A 17,497-nucleotide genomic window follows, 5' to 3' on the forward strand; every position below is an offset into this window, starting at 1 on the left:
GCCATGGCCCGCAAAAAAGCTGCACTGGATTTCGAACAATCCCTCGCTGACCTGCAAACGCTGGTGGAGCGACTGGAGAACGGCGAATTGTCGCTGGAAGACTCGCTGACGGCTTTCGAGCAAGGCATCGGTCTGACCCGCGATTGCCAGGCGGCGCTGGCCCAGGCCGAGCAAAAGGTTCAAGTGCTGCTCGAGCGTGATGGCGAGCTGGCCGAGGAACCCTTCGACGCGGATCAGCCGGAATGATTGCTGCGTATTCGGCGACCAGCCAGGCCCGCGTCAACGCTGCACTGGAAACCCTGTTCAACGCGCCGAGCCCTGAGCTCGCGCGGTTGTACGAAGCCATGCGCTACAGCGTGATGAATGGTGGCAAACGGGTTCGCCCGCTCCTGGCCTACGCCGCGTGCGAAGCGCTCGGTGGCAAGGCTGAGCAAGCCAACGGCGCGGCCTGCGCGGTGGAGCTGATTCACGCGTATTCCCTGGTACACGACGACCTGCCAGCCATGGACGACGACGATCTGCGTCGCGGCCAGCCGACCACTCACAAAAAATTCGATGAAGCCTGCGCGATCCTTGCCGGTGACGGCCTTCAGAGCCTGGCGTTCAGCGCCCTGCTCGACCCGCGCCTGAGCACGTCGGACGCTGCTCTCACCTCCGACCACCTCCGCCTGCAGATGGTAAGCGCCCTGGCATTGGCGGCAGGCCCGGCCGGCATGGTCGGCGGTCAGGCCATCGACCTTGGTTCGGTCGGTCTGAAACTTGACCAAAAAGCCCTCGAAACCATGCACCGGCACAAGACCGGCGCGCTGATCGAGGTCAGCGTCAAACTCGGCGCCCTGGCCAGCGGCCGTGCCGAGAAGGACGAACTGAAGTCCTTGCAGACTTATGCACAGGCCATCGGCCTGGCGTTCCAGGTGCAGGACGACATTCTCGACGTCGAAAGCGATACCGAAACCCTCGGCAAACGCCAGGGTGCCGACATCGCGCGCGACAAACCGACCTACCCGGCCCTGCTCGGCCTCGACGCGGCCAAGGCCTACGCCCTGGAACTGCGCGATCAGGCCCTGCACGCACTGCGACCGTTTGACGCGGCAGCCGAGCCATTGCGCGATCTGGCCCGCTACATCGTCGAGCGACGCAGCTGACGGCGTATCCGCCAAGTTAAAAGCAACGCGTGGGCGGGGGGCGATGCATCAGGTAAACTGCCGCATCTTTTATACCTATAACGATTCGCCTGATGCCCACGACGTTTCATGAGATTCCCCGCAAGCGCCCGACCACGCCCCTGCTCGACCGTGCCAACACGCCGGACGGCCTGCGCCGGTTAGGCGAAGCCGAGCTGGAAACCCTGGCCGATGAGTTGCGCCTGGAATTGCTCTACACGGTCGGTCAGACCGGCGGGCATTTCGGTGCCGGCCTGGGCGTCATCGAGCTGACCATCGCGTTGCATTACGTCTTCGACACCCCGGACGACCGGCTGGTGTGGGACGTGGGTCATCAGGCCTATCCGCACAAAATCCTCACCGGCCGTCGCGAGCGCATGGGCACCCTGCGCCAAAAGGACGGCGTCGCTGCCTTCCCGCGTCGCTCCGAGAGCGAGTACGACACCTTTGGCGTCGGCCACTCCAGCACTTCGATCAGCGCAGCGCTGGGCATGGCCATTGCCGCCCGCCTGCAGAACAGTGATCGCAAGGCCATTGCCGTGATCGGCGACGGCGCACTGACCGCGGGCATGGCCTTCGAGGCGCTGAACCATGCGCCGGAAGTGAACGCCAACATGCTGGTGATCCTCAACGACAACGACATGTCGATCTCGCGCAACGTCGGCGGGCTGTCGAACTACCTGGCGAAGATCCTTTCCAGCCGCACTTACGCCAGCATGCGTGAAGGCAGCAAAAAGGTCCTGTCGCGCCTGCCCGGTGCCTGGGAAATCGCCCGTCGCACCGAAGAATATGCCAAAGGCATGCTGGTTCCCGGCACGCTGTTCGAAGAGCTGGGCTGGAACTACATCGGCCCGATCGATGGCCACGACCTGCCGACCCTGATCGCCACCCTGCGCAACATGCGCGATCTGAAAGGCCCGCAGTTTCTGCACGTCGTCACCAAGAAAGGCAAAGGCTTCGCCCCGGCGGAAATCGACCCGATCGGTTACCACGCCATCACCAAGCTTGAGCCCGTTGATGCGCCGGCCGCTGCACCGAAGAAATCCGGTGGGCCGAAGTATTCCGGTGTGTTCGGCGAATGGCTATGCGACATGGCTGCCTCTGATCCGCGCTTGGTGGGCATCACCCCGGCGATGAAAGAAGGCTCCGACCTGGTGGCGTTCAGCGAGCGTTTCCCGCTGCGTTACTTCGACGTGGCGATTGCCGAGCAACACGCCGTGACCCTCGCAGCCGGCATGGCCTGCGAAGGCGCGAAACCTGTTGTGGCGATTTATTCGACCTTCCTGCAACGCGGTTACGATCAACTGATCCATGACGTCGCGGTACAAAACCTCGACGTGCTGTTCGCCATCGACCGCGCAGGGCTGGTGGGTGAAGACGGCCCGACCCATGCGGGCAGCTTCGACCTGTCGTTCCTGCGTTGCATCCCCGGCATGCTGGTGATGACCCCGAGCGACGAAAACGAATTGCGCAAAATGCTCACCACAGGTCACCTGTTCAACGGCCCGGCGGCGGTGCGTTATCCGCGCGGCACCGGCCCGAATGCAACGATCGAGAAAGACTTGCAACCGATTGAAATCGGCAAAGGCGTGGTTCGTCGCCAGGGCAGCAAAGTCGCCCTGCTGGTGTTCGGCGTGCAACTGGCCGAGGCGCTGAAAGTCGCCGAGACGCTGGATGCAACCGTGGTCGACATGCGTTTCGTCAAACCGCTGGATGAAGACCTGGTTCGCGACATTGCCGGCAGCCATGAGTTACTGGTGACGATCGAAGAGAACGCGATCATGGGCGGCGCCGGTGGCGCGGTCAGCGAGTTCCTGGCGCGTGAAAACATCCTCAAGTCGATGCTGCATCTGGGCTTGCCGGACAGTTACGTCGAGCACGCGAAGCCTGCGCAGATGCTGGCCGAGTGCGGGCTGGATGAGGCCGGGATCGAGGCTTCGGTTCGCCAGCGCCTGCAACTACTCAACATCTGAACAAATGCAAAACCCCTTGTGGGAGCGAGCCTGCTCGCGATAGCGGTCTGCCAGTCACCTCTTCTTTGACTGACACACCCTCATCGCGAGCAGGCTCGCTCCCACATTGGTTTTCTGTGCCTTTCAAAATTTGTGTTCGCTTTAAAGCGCCAACGGATTACCGATGAAACTCTCCCCCCTCGCCCTGACGCTGACCCTGCTGCCGGCCGGCCAACTCCTGGCCGACACCTTCGAACGCGATCAAGCCCTGAAACTCCCTGAAGTGCTGATCAGCGCCAACCGTCAGGTCGAAGCGCGTAACGACAGCAGCGCCGCCAACACCGTTTTCACCCGCGACGACATCGACCGCCTGCAACCGGGCAACGTCACGGACTTGCTGAGTCGTGTACCCGGCGTGCAAGTCGTGCAAACCGGCGGGCGCGGCAGTCTGCCGGGGATCTACATTCGCGGCACCCAGTCAGCGCAGAGCCTGGTGCTGGTGGACGGCCAACGCATCGGCAACTCAACCTCCGGCGACAGCAACCTGCAACACATCAACATCGACCAGGTCGAGCGCGTGGAAGTGCTACGCGGCTCCCGTTCGGTGATTTATGGCAGTGATGCGATTGGCGGCGTGATCCAGATTTTCACTCGCCGTGGTGGCGAACAAGGCCTGCAACCACGTATGCACATGGGGTTTGGCAGCCATCAGACCTGGGAGCGCAGCCTCGGATTATCCGGTGGCGATGAGAAAACCCGCTTCAACCTCGGCGCCAGCCTCGATGAAACCGCCGGGATCAACCGCACCCACGAGTCCTATCCCAGCGACGGAGATCATGACGAATACCGCAACAAATCGGTCAGTCTGAGCCTGAGCCATGCCCTCACCGACGACATCGAAATCGGCGCCAACCTGCTGGATAACCGCGGCAAAAGCGAGTTCGACAATCCATTCGGGCGCTTTGACACGACGACCTTCGAATCGCTCCAGCAGCAGCCTTACAGCGACTTTGCCGTGAGCAGCATCAGCAGCTATGTCGATGCCCGGGTCAACGACATCTGGAAAACCCGCGTCGAATTCGGTCACAGCGAAAACCGCGAGAAGACCCTCGACAAACTCAGCGATGAACGCAGCGTGTTCAACACGTACCGTGATTCGGTGAACTGGCAGAACGACCTGACGCTCAATGAGCGCAACAGCCTGATTCTCGGCGGCGACTGGTACGAAGACCGGATCAACAGCAGCACCCCGTTCGACGAGGACAGCCGTTGGAACCGCGCAGCGTTTATCCAGCATCGCTACCAGGCGGACAGTTTCTCCACGGAACTGGGTCTGCGCCGGGACCAGAACCAGCAGTTTGGCGGCCAGAACAGCTGGAGCGGCACCTTCACCCTGCCGCTGAACCCGGACAACGACGTATTACTGACCTACAGCGAAGGTTTCCGCGCACCGACCTTCAATGACTTGTACTACCCGGATTTCAGCAACCCGGACCTCAAGCCTGAAACCTCGAAAAGCTACGAGCTGCAATGGCGCAGTCAGTTGACCGAGACCAGTCGTCTCGAAACGTCGCTTTATCGCACGGACCTTGAAGACGCGATTATTTTTGGCAGCAACTCACGGCCACAGAACGTGGCTTCGGCTCGGATCAACGGGTTCGAAGCGGCTCTGAAACAAGAACTGTTCGGCTGGCAGAGCAACCTCGGCGTGGCGATCATCGACCCAAGGGATCGCGACAGCGGCCATACCCTGGCCCGTCGTGCGCGGCGCACCTTGAGCCTGGACCTGGATCGTCAGTTCGACCGGTTCGGCCTCGGCGCCAGCTGGCAAGCGGTGAGCAGCAGCTATGACGACTTGAACAATCAACAGCCGTTGGGTGGCTATGCCCTGCTGGGGTTGCGCAGCAGCTGGGAATTGAATCGCGAGGTCAAGCTTGAGCTGAAAGTCGATAACCTGCTGGACAAGGGCTATAGCCGGGCGTTGTACACCCATGATGGCAGTCAGTATGGGTATCGCGAGGAAGGTCGGGCGTGGATGTTTGGGGTGACCTGGACGCCTGGACTCTGAATGTATGGTGTTCGGGCGGGCCTCTTCGCGGGCAAGCCTCGCTCCTACAAGGATCACCCCGGACCTGTAGGAGCGAGGCTTGCCCGCGAAGGACGCACCTTGGTCTTAGCGGTCGGGCGCGATGACCTGGCAAAGTTTGGACGTCGCCTCGATCATCTGCCCACTCGGCCGCTCCAACCCCTTGTCCGTCACCAACAGCAACCGCCCCTGCGCCACCGCCGCCACCTGCGGCCAGGCTTTCCACGCCTCCAGCTGCGCCTGATCACTGGCCAGAATCACGTCGGGATTACGCTGCAACACCGCCTCGACGCTGACCTGCGGCGCCGGCAATGTCAGGTCGGCGAATACATTGCGCGCCCCGCACACCTCCAGCGCATCACTGATGATCTGCCCGCCGCCAACGGTGTACAGCGGCCGATCCCACACCTGATAAAACACCCGCAACGGTTGATCCCGGCGATATCGCTGGCGCAGCAGATCCAGGCGCTGGCGTAATTGCGCGGCCAATGAAACGCCACGCTCAGGCCGACCGAGTTGCGTGGCAATCGCTTCGATCTGCGCAGTCAGTTGTTCGAGGTTGTGGGGTTCGGCGACATACGTAGGGATGTTCAGGCGCTTGAGTTGTTCACGCTGGGCCGGGCCAACGCTGCCGGGCCAGAGCAGAAGTAAATCGGGTTTCAGGCTGAGCAACTGCTCCATATCCAACTGGCCATAGCGGCCAACCGATGGAAGCCCGTTGAGTTCGGCAGGACGTTCACCGGCATCCAGCACGCCGACCAGAAGGTCCGCGGAGCCCAGTTCGACAACGATTTCAGACAGAGACGGCGCGAGGCTGACAACGCGCTCAACAGCGCAGGCCATGCCGCTGCCGGCCAGCAGCATCAGCGCCAGCCAGAAGCGATACATCAGCCGAGTTGACGCGGGATACGGTAGAGGTAGAACAGCACGGTGGTCGACAGCGCCAGCAGCACCAACGGCACCGCTTCAAGGCCGACGAACACCGCCAACGCGCCGATCCAGGCCGGCAGGCTCGCAACCAGCAACGCCGTGCGGCGCTTGGCGGCCAGGACAATCCAGGCGGCGGGTTCTTCCGGGGTGTCGAGGGCTTTCTGGGTGGAGATCAATGCGTGCTTGTAGCCACCAAAAAACTTCAGGCTGACAAACATCGAGGCGACACCAGCGATGAAAAACGGCATCGCCAGCACCGGCAGGAGCGCCTCGCCCTGGCCGAACACGCCATTGATCACGAACAGGGGCAGCAGGGCCAGAGCCAGGTATTGCCACCAGTTGAAGGACAATCGCCGCCGTACTTGACCGCGCGTCACGCCCGGTCTGCCTCGCCCTGATGCTCATTGCCCATCATATGGTCGAGCTTGCTGGCCTTGGTGGCCAGGTAGAGTTTGTTGTGCGGATTGTGACCGGTGTGCAACGGCACACGCTCGGCGACCACGATGCCCATGTCGGTCAAGGCTTTGACCTTGCGCGGATTGTTGGTCATCAAGCGCAGGGATTTCACGCCCAGGTGCTCCAGCATCGGCAGGCACATGGCGTAGTCACGCTGGTCGGCGGCGAAGCCCAGACGCTCGTTGGCTTCAACGGTGTCGGCACCGCCATCCTGCAACTCATAGGCGCGGATCTTGTTCAGCAAGCCGATGCCACGGCCTTCCTGGCGCAGGTAAAGCAACACGCCACGACCTTCACGGGCGATGGCCTGCAAGGCGGCCTCAAGCTGCGAGCCGCAGTCGCAACGCTGGCTGAACAAGGCGTCGCCGGTCAGGCATTCGGAGTGCAACCGACCCAGTACCGGGGCACCGTCGGCGAACTCACCCAGGCTCAGCACCACGTGCTCGCGTCCGTTCTCTTCGTCGAGAAAGCCGTGCATGGTGAATTGCGCAAAAGGCGTTGGCAGCTTGGAAGCGGCGACAAAAACGACAGGCACCGGTGTGCTCCTGATCAATGAGTACTGGAGTTTCGCAGAGGCGGCATTGTAACAGCAGGTTCCTACAGACGCTTAGGCTGAATTATGGGGCATAACGATCAAAAAGTTAGATCTCAGGTCCGTCCAAGCACCCTGTGGGAGTGAGCCTGCTCGCGATAGCAGTGTGTCGGAACACCGATCTTTAACAGATAGTCGCCATCGCGAGCAGGCTCACGCCCACAGGAAATTATCAGTGCCACAGGGACTTGTGTTCATTTCGAATCGAACGGATAGGGTTGTTTCCAGCGTTCGAAGATCGGTTTCAACCGGCCGCTTTTCACCAGCAACTCCATGCGCTCATCGAACAGCGCCATCAACGTCCGAGCCTTGGGCGTATCGGCGAAGCACAGGTACAGCGGCAATTCCGCGATGTGGGTGCGACGAAACTGCGAAGGATCCTTGGCCCACTTGAGGACATAGTCGACTTCGGTCAGCGCATCGATGTAGTAGTCGGCGCGGTTGTGGGTCAGCATCGACAGAATCCCGGTGCGCCGGATGACTTCGTTATAGCGCTGCACGTTGGGCAGGTAATCCTGGTAGTCGTAGCCGCGGACCCAGGCCAGTCGATAGTTGCCCAGCGTCTCCAGGGTCGGTGCCGGATTGCTTGCCAGGCCCAGGGCGTAGATGTGATCGGTATCGAAGTTCCAGCGCGGATAAAGCAGATCGCTGTTTTCGTCGCGGTAGGAGCCGACACAGGCATCCACTTCGCGGAGTTGCGCCAGGCCTACGGAGCGGGTGTAAGGCTCGGTGCGGATGTCCAGTTTGACACCGGCCGGCTCGAACACTTCCCGCAGCACGTCCCAACCCAGGCCATGACCGTCAGCGGCGGTGTAGTCTTCCCAGTCTTCGCTGGCCAGATGAATCACGGACGGCGTCGTCGTGGCATCGCCCGCTCGGACGATCGAGCAAAACATGGCGAACACCATCACAACCCACCAGCGCCGAGCCATCCCTAGTCCCCTGTCTCGCCCGTCAGGCGAAAATCCACACCAGCCCTTGCATGGCCAACCACGCAAACACGCCTGCCAATACGTCATCGAGCATGATCCCGACGCCACCGTGCACATGCCGGTCGATCCAGTGAATCGGCCAGGGCTTGAGAATGTCGAAGAAGCGGAACACCAGGAACCCCGCCAGCAACCAGTACCAGCCTTCCGGTACCAGCCACAGGGTGATCCACATCCCGACCATTTCGTCCCAGACGATGCCTTCGTGATCGTGTACACGCAAATCGTCGGCGACCTTGCCGCACAGCCAGAAGCCGAACAGCATGGTGATGCCGAGCATCAGCCAGTAACCCCAGTCGGGCAGCATCTGCCACAACGGGATAAAGGGTAGCGCAACTAACGAACCCCAGGTGCCCGGTGCCTTTGGCAAGGTGCCCGAGCCGAAGCCGAACGCCAGGAAATGCCAGGGATTGCGCCAGACCGAAGGCGGTACGAATTCCGCCGGGACCTGTTTGGGATGATCTGTCACGGTGTCTCCCGAAAATGTTGATAGCCCCGGGTTTGCGGGGTGATGTCCTGTCCATCGGCGTCCAGCAGTACCACGCCCTGCCCGGCCTCTACCCTGCCGATCACATGGATCGGCCAGCCGGCGGCCAGCAACGCGGGCAACTCGACGGACGGTAGGGTGAAGGCCAGCACGTAATCGTCCCCGCCGCTCAACGCTGCCGCTTCGGCGCCCGATTGGCCGAGGAAGGCCACTAAAGCGTTCGACAGCGGCAATCGGTCCCGTTCAACTTGAATGCCGACCTTCGACGCCAGAGCAATATGCCCGCAGTCAGCGAGCAGGCCGTCGGAGATATCCAGCGCCGACGTGGCTTTGCCGCGTAGCGCCTGGCCCAACGCCAGCTGCGGCCGCGGCGACCAGTAATGGGCCAGCAATGGATCAGCGATGGCGGCGTCAGCCGTCCGCTGCCCCAGCACCAGCGGCAAGGCACCCGCTGCATTGCCCAACTCACCGCCCACGCAGAGCAAATCGCCGGGCTGCGCACCGCTGCGGGTCAACGCCTTGCCGGCCGGCACACGACCAAACACGGTCATGGTCAGGCTCAGCGGCCCGCGCGTGGTATCACCGCCCACCAGCGCCACGCCACAGTGCTGCGCCATGACGTTCAAACCACGGGCGTAAGCGTCCAGCCAATCGGCGGTCACCGTCGGCAAGGTCAGGGCAAGGGTAAAGGCGACGGGGGTGGCGCCCATGGCGGCCAGATCACTGACGGCCACAGCCAGCGAACGCTGACCGAGCAGAAAAGGGTCGCAAGGCTCTGCGAAATGCACGCCGGTAACCAGCGTGTCGGTGGAAATGGCCAACTGCTCCCCGGGGGGAAAAGCGAGCAAGGCGCAGTCATCACCGATCCCGAGGGCAACGCCTTCGCCGCCTTGCGCACAAGGCGCGGCGGCGAAGAAATTGCGGATCAGCTCAAACTCGCCCATGTGGCAGCTATCAAGCGCCGATTAGCGCTTGAACGCCTTCACTTCAGCTTCACGCAGACGCGGGGCCAGCTTGTCGAGTACGCCGTTGACGAATTTGTGGCCATCGGTGGAACCGAAGACTTTCGCCAGCTCGATACCTTCGTTGATCACAACGCGGTACGGCACGTCGACGCGCTTGAGCAGTTCCCAGGTCGACAGGCGCAGAACAGCCAGTTCAACCGGGTCCAGCTCTTCGATGGTGATGTCCAGGCACGGCGTCAGTGCAGCGTCGATTTCAGGCTTGTTGGCCGGAACGCCGTGCAGGATGTCGTGGAAGTACGCGGCATCGACATCGCTGAAATCGTTATCGACCCGAAACTGCGCTTCGATCTCGTTCAGCGACTGCCTGGCCATGTGCCATTGGTACAGCGCTTGGGTCGCGAGCTGACGGGCTTCGCGACGCTTGACGCTTTTCGATGGCTTGCCGGCATCCGCAGGCTTTGGATCGCGCGGGTTGAACTGATCGCTGTCGTCGCTAATCACTTGGCCTCCAACTGCGCCAGCAGGCTGACCATTTCCAGAGCGGACAGGGCAGCTTCGGCGCCTTTGTTACCGGCCTTGGTGCCGGAACGTTCGATGGCTTGCTCGATGGAATCAACGGTCAGCACGCCAAATGCGACCGGAACGCCGAACTCCATGGACACCTGGGCCAGGCCCTTGGTGCATTCGCCCGCCACGTATTCGAAGTGCGGAGTACCGCCACGAATGACCGCGCCCAGGGCGATGATTGCCGCGTACTCGCCCTTCTGAGCGACTTTCTGCGCAACCAGCGGGATTTCGAAGGCGCCAGGCGCGCGGATGATGGTGATGTCGCTTTCGCTCACGCCGTGGCGAACCAGGGCATCAACTGCACCGCTGACCAGGCTTTCAACGACGAAGCTGTTGAAGCGGCCCACTACCAGAGCGTAGCGGCCTTTAGGGGCGATGAAGGTACCTTCGATGGTCTTCAGGGTCATTCGTTAGATCTCTTAAAGAGCCGGGACGCGTTTTCTACGCATCCCTCGGTGATGTGTTAGCCGCGAATCAAGGACTGGAAACAACCGGTCATTATTCGGAGGGCACGTATTCTACAACTTCCAGATCGAAACCGGATATCGCATTAAATTTCATTGGCGCAGACATCAAGCGCATTTTGCGCACGCCCAGGTCCCGGAGGATCTGCGAACCGGCACCGACGATGCTGTACGTGGTCGGTTTTTTCACGATGGCCTGATCCGCGGTTTCACGGATGTGCGCCAGCAATACGTCGCCATCGAGCGGGTGACCGAGCAACAGCACCACGCCGCTGCCGGCCTCGGCCACCGCGGCCATGGCGGCGCGCAGGCTCCAGCGGCCCGGTTGCTTGACCATCAACAGGTCGCGCAACGGGTCCATGTTGTGTACGCGAACCAGGGTCGGTTCTTCGGCGCACACGGTGCCCAGGGTCAGGGCCATGTGCACGTCACCTTCCACGGAATCACGATAGGTCACCAGGTTGAACTGGCCCAGTTCGCTGTCCAAAGGCTGCTCGGCAATCCGCTGAACGGTACGTTCGTGGATCATCCGGTAGTGAATCAGGTCGGCAATGGTGCCGATCTTGATGTTGTGTTCGGCCGCGAAGGCTTCGAGCTCGGTGCGACGGGACATGGTGCCGTCGTCGTTCATCACTTCGCAGATCACGCCGCTTGGCTCGAAACCGGCCATGCGCGCCAGGTCGCACGCCGCTTCGGTGTGGCCAGCGCGGGCCAGGGTACCGCCGGCCTGGGCCATCAGCGGGAAAATGTGGCCGGGGCTGACGATGTCTTCAGCCTTGGCGTCTTTCGCCGCAGCCGCTTGCACGGTGCGTGCGCGGTCGGCAGCGGAAATACCGGTGGTCACGCCTTCGGCCGCTTCGATGGACACGGTGAACTTGGTGCCGAAGCCGGAACCGTTGCGCGGCGCCATCAAGGGCAGCTTGAGCAGCTCGCAACGCTCGCGGCTCATCGGCATGCAGATCAGGCCACGGGCGTGCTTGGCCATGAAGTTGATGTGTTCGGCCTTGCAGCACTCGGCGGCCATGATCAGGTCGCCTTCGTTCTCGCGGTCTTCGTCATCCATGAGGATGACCATCTTGCCTTGGCGGATGTCTTCAACCAGTTCTTCGATGCTATTGAGCGCCACAAGGCACCCCCTTGGGTCAGGATTTGAGGTAGCCGTTGGCGGCCAGAAAGCTTTCGGTGATGTTTCCGGAGGTTGGCTCTGCGGCCTTGTCGCCCAGCAACAGGCGCTCCAGATAACGTGCCAGCAAGTCAACTTCAAGGTTTACCCGGCGACCTGGCTGGTATGACGCCATGATGGTTTCGCTCAGGGTGTGCGGAATGATCGTCAGCATGAACTCGGCGCCATCGACCGCGTTCACGGTCAGGCTGGTGCCGTCGACGGTGATCGAACCTTTATGGGCAATGTACTTGGCCAGGTCCTTCGGCGCACGGATGCGGAATTCCACAGCGCGCGCATTCTCGGTACGGGAAACCACTTCACCCACGCCATCGACGTGACCGCTGACCAGGTGCCCGCCGAGGCGAGTGGTCGGGGTCAGGGCTTTTTCCAGGTTCACCGGGCTGCCGCTTTTCAGGTCGTTCATGGCGGTGCAGTCGAGGGTTTCGCGACTGACGTCCGCCGCAAAGCCGTTGCCCGGCAGCTCAACCGCCGTCAGGCACACGCCGTTGACCGCGATGCTGTCGCCCAGTTTGACGTCGCTCAAATCGAGCTTGCCGGTTTCTACGTGGACCCGCACATCACCGCCTTTTGGGGTCAATGCACGAATACTGCCGATGGATTCGATGATGCCGGTAAACATGGAGTTCTCCTCGAGAACAAGGCCGTCGCGTGGCGCAGGCCGGGAATTATACGCTCGCCGCTGGCGCAGGAATGGCGATGACTCGCCAGTCATCGCCAACCGCGCGAATTTCGGTGATTTTGAGCTCAGGCGCATCCTTCATTTGCGCGATCGGCCAGTCCAGCAGCGGCCGTGCCGAGGAGCCGAGGAACTTGCCGGCGATGAAAATCTGGAACTCATCCACCAGACCTTGCTGGGCAAAAGCCCCGGCCAGACGCGGGCCTGCCTCAACCAACACTTCGTTGACCCCGCGATTGGCCAGTTCGACCAGCAATTTTCGCAGGTCAACCAAACCATCGTCGCCCGCCACGATCAGGCATTCCGGGCCGTTCGCGTACTGCTCTTCAATCGCCATGCAGGTGGCGACCAATGCCGGCCCGGCCTTGAAAAACGGTGCATCCAGCGGCACTCGCAGACGGCCGTCGATCAGCACGCGCAGCGGCGGACGGCTCATGGCCTGGGCCGTTTGCTCGGCGTCCAGGCCCAGCTCATCGGCACGCACGGTCAAGCGGGCGTTGTCCGCCAGCACCGTGTCGGCGCCGGTCAGCACCACGCTGGCCTGCGCCCGCAGGCGTTGCACCGCCGAACGTGCGGCCGGGCCGGTGATCCATTGGCTCTCGCCGCTTTCCATCGCCGTGCGACCGTCCAGGCTCATGGCCAACTTGACCCGCACGAACGGCAAGCCGTGTTCCATGCGTTTGAGGAAGCCTTGATTAAGCTTGCGCGCCTCGCCTTCCAGCACGCCACTTTCGATGGCGATGCCGGCCTGGGCCAGGCGCTGCAGGCCGCGACCGGCCACCGACGGGTTCGGGTCTTGCATCGCTGCGACAACCCGGGCGAGGCCGGCATTCACCAGCGCATCGGCGCAAGGCGGCGTATGGCCGTGGTGGCTGCACGGTTCGAGGGTCACGTAAGCGGTGGCACCTCGGGCCTTGTCGCCTGCGGCATGCAGGGCGTGGACTTCAGCGTGGGGCTCACCGGTGCGCACATGCCAGCCTTCGCCGACAATCTGCCCGTCACGCACGATCACGCAGCCAACGCGAGGATTGGGGTGTGTCGTGTAATGGCCTTTGCGCGCCAGTTCCAGGGCGCGGGCCATGTAATGGGCGTCGAGGATGGCTTGTTCGGGGGACGTGGTCATTCTTTCACCGGCTCACGGGCCAGGCGATCGATCTCTTCCCGGAACTCGTTGAGGTCCTGGAAGCGCCGATACACGGAGGCGAAACGAATGTAGGCGACTTCGTCGAGCTTTTGCAGCTCGGCCATCACCAGTTCACCGACCACGAGGGATTTGACCTCGCGCTCGCCGGTGGCGCGCAGTTTGTGTTTGATATGCACCAGCGACGATTCGAGGCGCTCGACACTCACCGGGCGCTTCTCCAGCGCACGCTGCATGCCCGCGCGAAGTTTTTCTTCATCGAAGGGCTGACGGCTACCGTCGGTTTTGATCAGGCGCGGCAACACCAGTTCGGCGGTCTCGAACGTCGTGAAACGCTCGCCGCAGGCCAGGCATTCACGCCGGCGGCGCACCTGTTCGCCCTCGGCGACCAGACGCGAGTCGATGACCTTGGTGTCGTTGGCACCGCAGAAGGGACAGTGCATGGTGGCAGGCAACAAAAAAAGGGAGGGCCATGGTAGCGCATCCCCGTGGCAAGACAAGACATAGGGTTTACGGTATACAGACTGGCTATAGAGCTTGATCCATGGATTTCACCTTGCTGGAGCCGCAAATGTCCCTAAGACCACTCGTATTGCTCAGTGTTTTCAGCCTGCTGGTGGCCTGCAGCAGCGATGCGCCCAAGCCCCAGCCGCCAACACCAGGGCCCGCCCCACAGGCCGCGCAGAAAAAAGCCAAGGAGTCCGCCAACCTCGGCCCGTTGCCCGCCTATCAGCGTGAACTGAGCGGCACCCTGCAAGGCATACCGGCCGGCGCCGAAGTTGAACTGGCGCTGCTGGTGATCGATGCCCAGGACCGCCCGCAACAATTGCTCGCCAGTTCGAGCCTGATCGGCACCAATCAGCTTCTGCCGTTTCACCTGCGCTTCAACCCGGAATCGTTCCCTGCCGGCGTTCGCGTTGAATTGCGCGGTCGCGCCAGCCAGTCCGGCCAGTTGATTTTGCACCTGCCTTCGCAGGTCATTACCCAGCCGACGACCCAGGCCTTGGGTCAGCTGCAATTCGTCAAAGCCCCATGATTGCACCGCTCGACCTGCAACGGGCGTTGGGTGAATTGCTCGGTGATGCGCAGCTTGTGCCTGTTGCGTTGCCCGATACCGAGCTGAAACTCTGGCTGATCGACGGCGATAACATGGACCGCGCGTTCAGCCCGGAAGAAACCCGGCGGATTCTGCATGAACCGCCCTACTGGAGTTTCTGCTGGGCCAGCGGCCTGGCGGTTGCCCGCTATCTCGCCGCATTCCCTGAATGGGTCGAAGGCAAGCGGGTGCTGGATTTCGGTGCTGGCTCCGGGGTGGCGGGGATTGCGGCAGTAAAGGCCGGCGCGCTGGAAGTGGTGGCCTGTGACCTCGACCCGCTGGCGATTGCCGCGTGTCGGGCGAATGCCGAACTCAATGGCGTACACCTCAACTACTCGACGGATTTTTTCGCCGAAGCGGATCGGTTTGATCTGATTCTGGTGGCCGACGTTTTGTATGACCGGGCGAACCTGCCGTTGCTCGATGAGTTTTTGAGCCGGGGCCAGGAGGCGTTGGTGGCGGATTCGCGGGTAAGGGATTTCAGGCATCCGCTCTATCAACGTATCGAAATGCTGGAGGCGATGACCCTGCCTGATCTGGCCGAGCCTGAAGAGTTTCGGCATGTGAGCCTCTACCACGCGCGGCGCCGCTAAAAGCTTCGCGAGCAAGCTTCGCGCCTACAGGTTCGGCGTCGGTCTTCAAATCGGCGTGGGCCTGTAGGAGCGAGCGGTGCGGCGATCCGACTTGCCCGCGAAAGCGCCCTGTCAGACCGCCCACACTTTCAGCGATACCCTGCCAAGCCTTATAGTTGCCCCATTCACGCTTTTACGAGATCCCTCATGAGTCAGGAAACGCCGTACATCTTCGACGCCACGACCGCCGATTTCGACCAGTCGGTGATCGAGAACTCTTTCCACAACCCGGTGCTGGTGGATTTCTGGGCCGAATGGTGTGCGCCGTGCAAATCGCTGATGCCGCTGCTGCAAACCATCGCCGAGAGCTACCAGGGCGAATTGCTGCTGGCCAAGGTCAACTGCGATCTCGAACAGGACATCGTCGCCCGCTTCGGCATTCGCAGCCTGCCGACCGTGGTGTTGTTCAAGGACGGTCAGCCAGTGGACGGTTTTGCCGGTGCGCAGCCCGAGTCTGCCGTGCGGGCGATGCTTGAGCCTCATGTGCAAATGCCGCCACCCGCAGCGGCCGATCCATTCGACCACGCCCAGGCCCTGTTCGACGACAGCCGTTTCGCCGATGCCGAAGCCGCGCTCAAAGTGCTGCTGGGCGAAGACAACACCAACGCTGCCGCCTTGATCCTCTACGCCCGTTGCCTGACGGAACGGGGCGAACTGGGCGAAGCGCAAACCGTGCTCGACGCAGTGAAAAGCGACGAGCACAAAGCGGCACTGGCCGGCGCCAAGGCGCAAATCCAGTTCCTTGGCCAAGCCAAGGATTTGCCGGATGCCGCAGACCTGAAAGCGCGCCTGGCGAAAAACCCGCAGGACGATGAAGCGGTGTATCAACTGGCGATCCAGCAACTGGCCCGCCAGCAGTACGACGCCGCGCTGGATGCGCTGCTGAAGCTGTTCGTCCGCAATCGCAGCTACAGCGAAGGCTTGCCGCACAAGACCTTGCTGCAGGTGTTCGAACTGCTGGGCAATGATCACCCGTTGGTGACCACCTACCGCCGCAAGTTGTTTGCTGCGCTTTATTAACCTGCGTTGATCCAGCTATAGAGCGGCGTATCCCCGCCGCTCGACACCTTCACATCCGCGCAATGACGCAAACGCACCAGCAAGCGCTTGCCCGACGCCGCGCTGCCGGTCAGTCCTTCCAACTGATCCAGCAGATCCGGCCCGCTCAATTGCCCGGCCTTGCGCAGCAAATCCTTGGCGATTTGCCACAGCGCATCATCCTGATTCACCGGCTTGGCCGGGGCGTCACTGGCCTCAGGCTTGACCACCTGCAACTGCGCACCAAGCCGCGCCCAATCGCCGTCGTCCATCTCCAGCGTCAAATCCACCGGCCAGTCGCCGATGCTTCCGCGTATACGCAACATAAGTCTGCTCCTGCACATTTCTGACGAGCATGCTCCCATGTGACTTGCGCAACGCCAAGCAGACGGTCAAACTCCCCGCACTTTCGTTATAAGATTACATAACAAACTCTTCATTTTACTTTCGGAGACCCGCCATGCGCCGTCTGCTGCTCGCTCTGCCGTTCGCCCTGTTGCCGCTGACCGTCGCCCACGCGGCTGAAGAACATGATCATGACCATGAACACGGCAGCCTCAGCGCCCACGAACATGGCGTCGCTCGCCTGAATGCAGCGCTGGACGGTCAGACCCTGGAGCTGGAGCTGGAAAGCCCGGCGATGAACCTGGTGGGCTTCGAACACGCTGCCACCACTGACGCCGACAAGGCCAAAGTGGCCGCCGCTCGTGCGCAGCTTGAGAAACCGTTGGCACTGTTCAACCTGCCGAAAGCCGCCGGTTGCGTAGTGGCGACCCAGGAACTGGAAAGCCCGTTGTTCGGCGACAAGCCGGATGCTGACGACGATCACGATGCCAAAGACGAACATCACCACGACCACAGCGAAATCCACGCCCATTACCAATTCACCTGCTCAGCCCCAGGCGCGCTGAAAACCCTGGACCTGGCCAATATCTTCAACACTTTCCCAGCCACTCAGAAGATTCAGGTACAGCTGATCAGCCCGAGCGGGCAGCAAGGGGTTGAAGTGACGGCCAAGGCTGCCGCTCTCAAGTTCTGAATTCACCGCCGCCCCTGTAGGAGCGAGGCTTGCCCGCG

Annotated in this window: 21 protein-coding genes; 8 read left to right on the forward strand and 13 right to left on the reverse strand. The window is 61.9% G+C overall.

The genetic code is table 11. The features are described 5' to 3' along the window. The first annotated feature begins 3 nt into the window (after positions 1-3). The 4 genes from JIO00_RS26015 (at position 4) to JIO00_RS26030 (ending at position 5,183) form a co-directional block, all read left to right on the forward strand. Positions 4-246 carry an exodeoxyribonuclease VII small subunit gene (locus JIO00_RS26015; RefSeq protein WP_007894317.1) on the forward strand — a complete coding sequence of 81 codons (243 nt, stop codon included), beginning with the start codon at positions 4-6 and terminating at the stop codon, positions 244-246. After that, positions 243-1,145, forward strand: a complete 903-nt coding sequence (locus tag JIO00_RS26020) for a polyprenyl synthetase family protein (protein ID WP_010467332.1) — start codon at positions 243-245, stop codon at positions 1,143-1,145. The genes JIO00_RS26015 and JIO00_RS26020 overlap by 4 nt, the downstream gene beginning before the upstream one ends. A 92-nt stretch (positions 1,146-1,237) precedes the next feature. Beyond that, a complete protein-coding gene (gene dxs, locus JIO00_RS26025; protein ID WP_010467331.1) occupies positions 1,238-3,136 on the forward strand; it encodes a 1-deoxy-D-xylulose-5-phosphate synthase in 1,899 nt (632 codons plus the stop codon). 163 nt (positions 3,137-3,299) lie between these two features. Beyond that, positions 3,300-5,183, forward strand: coding sequence for a TonB-dependent receptor domain-containing protein (locus tag JIO00_RS26030; RefSeq protein ID WP_200667117.1), 1,884 nt, complete (start codon positions 3,300-3,302; stop codon positions 5,181-5,183). Between the two features lie 105 nt (positions 5,184-5,288). Here the strand turns inward: JIO00_RS26030 and JIO00_RS26035 are convergent, their stop codons facing one another. The 12 genes from JIO00_RS26035 to nrdR all read right to left on the reverse strand — a co-directional run bounded on the left by JIO00_RS26035 (position 5,289) and on the right by nrdR (position 14,097). Further along, positions 5,289-6,089, reverse strand: coding sequence for a cobalamin-binding protein (locus tag JIO00_RS26035; RefSeq protein ID WP_145309999.1), 801 nt, complete (start codon positions 6,087-6,089; stop codon positions 5,289-5,291). After that, a complete protein-coding gene (locus JIO00_RS26040) occupies positions 6,089-6,508 on the reverse strand; it encodes an MFS transporter (protein WP_154913615.1) in 420 nt (139 codons plus the stop codon). The genes JIO00_RS26035 and JIO00_RS26040 overlap by 1 nt, the downstream gene beginning before the upstream one ends. Beyond that, positions 6,505-7,122: a GTP cyclohydrolase II gene (ribA, locus tag JIO00_RS26045; RefSeq protein ID WP_027924335.1), complete on the reverse strand. Its 618-nt coding sequence runs from the start codon at positions 7,120-7,122 to the stop codon at positions 6,505-6,507. The genes JIO00_RS26040 and ribA overlap by 4 nt, the downstream gene beginning before the upstream one ends. 251 nt (positions 7,123-7,373) lie before the next feature. Beyond that, on the reverse strand, positions 7,374-8,111 hold the full coding sequence (locus JIO00_RS26050) for a substrate-binding periplasmic protein (RefSeq protein WP_010467326.1): 738 nt from the start codon (positions 8,109-8,111) through the stop codon (positions 7,374-7,376). Between the two features lie 22 nt (positions 8,112-8,133). Next, complete coding sequence (locus JIO00_RS26055) at positions 8,134-8,637, reverse strand: phosphatidylglycerophosphatase A family protein (RefSeq protein ID WP_008033735.1); 504 nt, start codon at positions 8,635-8,637, stop codon at positions 8,134-8,136. Beyond that, positions 8,634-9,599, reverse strand: a complete 966-nt coding sequence (gene thiL, locus JIO00_RS26060) for a thiamine-phosphate kinase (RefSeq protein ID WP_102593813.1) — start codon at positions 9,597-9,599, stop codon at positions 8,634-8,636. The genes JIO00_RS26055 and thiL overlap by 4 nt, the downstream gene beginning before the upstream one ends. 21 nt (positions 9,600-9,620) lie before the next feature. Then, a complete protein-coding gene (nusB, locus tag JIO00_RS26065) occupies positions 9,621-10,121 on the reverse strand; it encodes a transcription antitermination factor NusB (protein ID WP_154913617.1) in 501 nt (166 codons plus the stop codon). Next, positions 10,118-10,594, reverse strand: a complete 477-nt coding sequence (gene ribH / locus JIO00_RS26070) for a 6,7-dimethyl-8-ribityllumazine synthase (RefSeq protein WP_003185938.1) — start codon at positions 10,592-10,594, stop codon at positions 10,118-10,120. Before ribH ends, nusB begins: the two co-directional genes overlap by 4 nt. Before the next feature lie 91 nt (positions 10,595-10,685). Beyond that, a complete protein-coding gene (gene ribBA / locus JIO00_RS26075) occupies positions 10,686-11,777 on the reverse strand; it encodes a bifunctional 3,4-dihydroxy-2-butanone-4-phosphate synthase/GTP cyclohydrolase II (protein WP_010467323.1) in 1,092 nt (363 codons plus the stop codon). A gap of 16 nt (positions 11,778-11,793) precedes the next feature. Further along, positions 11,794-12,456: a riboflavin synthase gene (locus JIO00_RS26080; protein ID WP_010467322.1), complete on the reverse strand. Its 663-nt coding sequence runs from the start codon at positions 12,454-12,456 to the stop codon at positions 11,794-11,796. Between the two features lie 46 nt (positions 12,457-12,502). After that, positions 12,503-13,636: a bifunctional diaminohydroxyphosphoribosylaminopyrimidine deaminase/5-amino-6-(5-phosphoribosylamino)uracil reductase RibD gene (gene ribD, locus JIO00_RS26085; protein ID WP_200667119.1), complete on the reverse strand. Its 1,134-nt coding sequence runs from the start codon at positions 13,634-13,636 to the stop codon at positions 12,503-12,505. Then, positions 13,633-14,097, reverse strand: a complete 465-nt coding sequence (nrdR, locus tag JIO00_RS26090; protein WP_003228656.1) for a transcriptional regulator NrdR — start codon at positions 14,095-14,097, stop codon at positions 13,633-13,635. Before nrdR ends, ribD begins: the two co-directional genes overlap by 4 nt. A gap of 128 nt (positions 14,098-14,225) precedes the next feature. On the opposite strand from nrdR, the gene JIO00_RS26095 reads away from it, so the two are divergent. The 3 genes from JIO00_RS26095 (at position 14,226) to trxA (ending at position 16,402) form a co-directional block, all read left to right on the forward strand. Next, positions 14,226-14,690, forward strand: a complete 465-nt coding sequence (locus JIO00_RS26095; protein ID WP_042932997.1) for a YbaY family lipoprotein — start codon at positions 14,226-14,228, stop codon at positions 14,688-14,690. After that, positions 14,687-15,343, forward strand: a complete 657-nt coding sequence (locus JIO00_RS26100; protein ID WP_102593810.1) for a class I SAM-dependent methyltransferase — start codon at positions 14,687-14,689, stop codon at positions 15,341-15,343. Before JIO00_RS26095 ends, JIO00_RS26100 begins: the two co-directional genes overlap by 4 nt. A gap of 186 nt (positions 15,344-15,529) precedes the next feature. After that, a complete protein-coding gene (gene trxA, locus JIO00_RS26105; RefSeq protein ID WP_200667121.1) occupies positions 15,530-16,402 on the forward strand; it encodes a thioredoxin in 873 nt (290 codons plus the stop codon). Here the strand turns inward: trxA and JIO00_RS26110 are convergent. Beyond that, the gene (locus tag JIO00_RS26110) at positions 16,399-16,746 is read right to left on the reverse strand and encodes a hypothetical protein (protein WP_010467317.1); all 348 of its coding nucleotides are present in this window, start codon (positions 16,744-16,746) and stop codon (positions 16,399-16,401) included. The two genes, trxA and JIO00_RS26110, sit on opposite strands and share 4 nt — an antisense overlap. 134 nt (positions 16,747-16,880) lie before the next feature. On the opposite strand from JIO00_RS26110, the gene JIO00_RS26115 reads away from it, so the two are divergent. Continuing rightward, entirely contained in the window at positions 16,881-17,459 is a 579-nt protein-coding gene (locus JIO00_RS26115) for a DUF2796 domain-containing protein (RefSeq protein ID WP_077749239.1), read from the forward strand. The last annotated feature ends 38 nt before the right edge of the window (positions 17,460-17,497 follow it).

Origin of the sequence: Pseudomonas sp. SW-3, assembly GCF_016615645.1 — a bacterium.
GTDB classification, from domain to species: domain Bacteria; phylum Pseudomonadota; class Gammaproteobacteria; order Pseudomonadales; family Pseudomonadaceae; genus Aquipseudomonas; species Aquipseudomonas mandelii.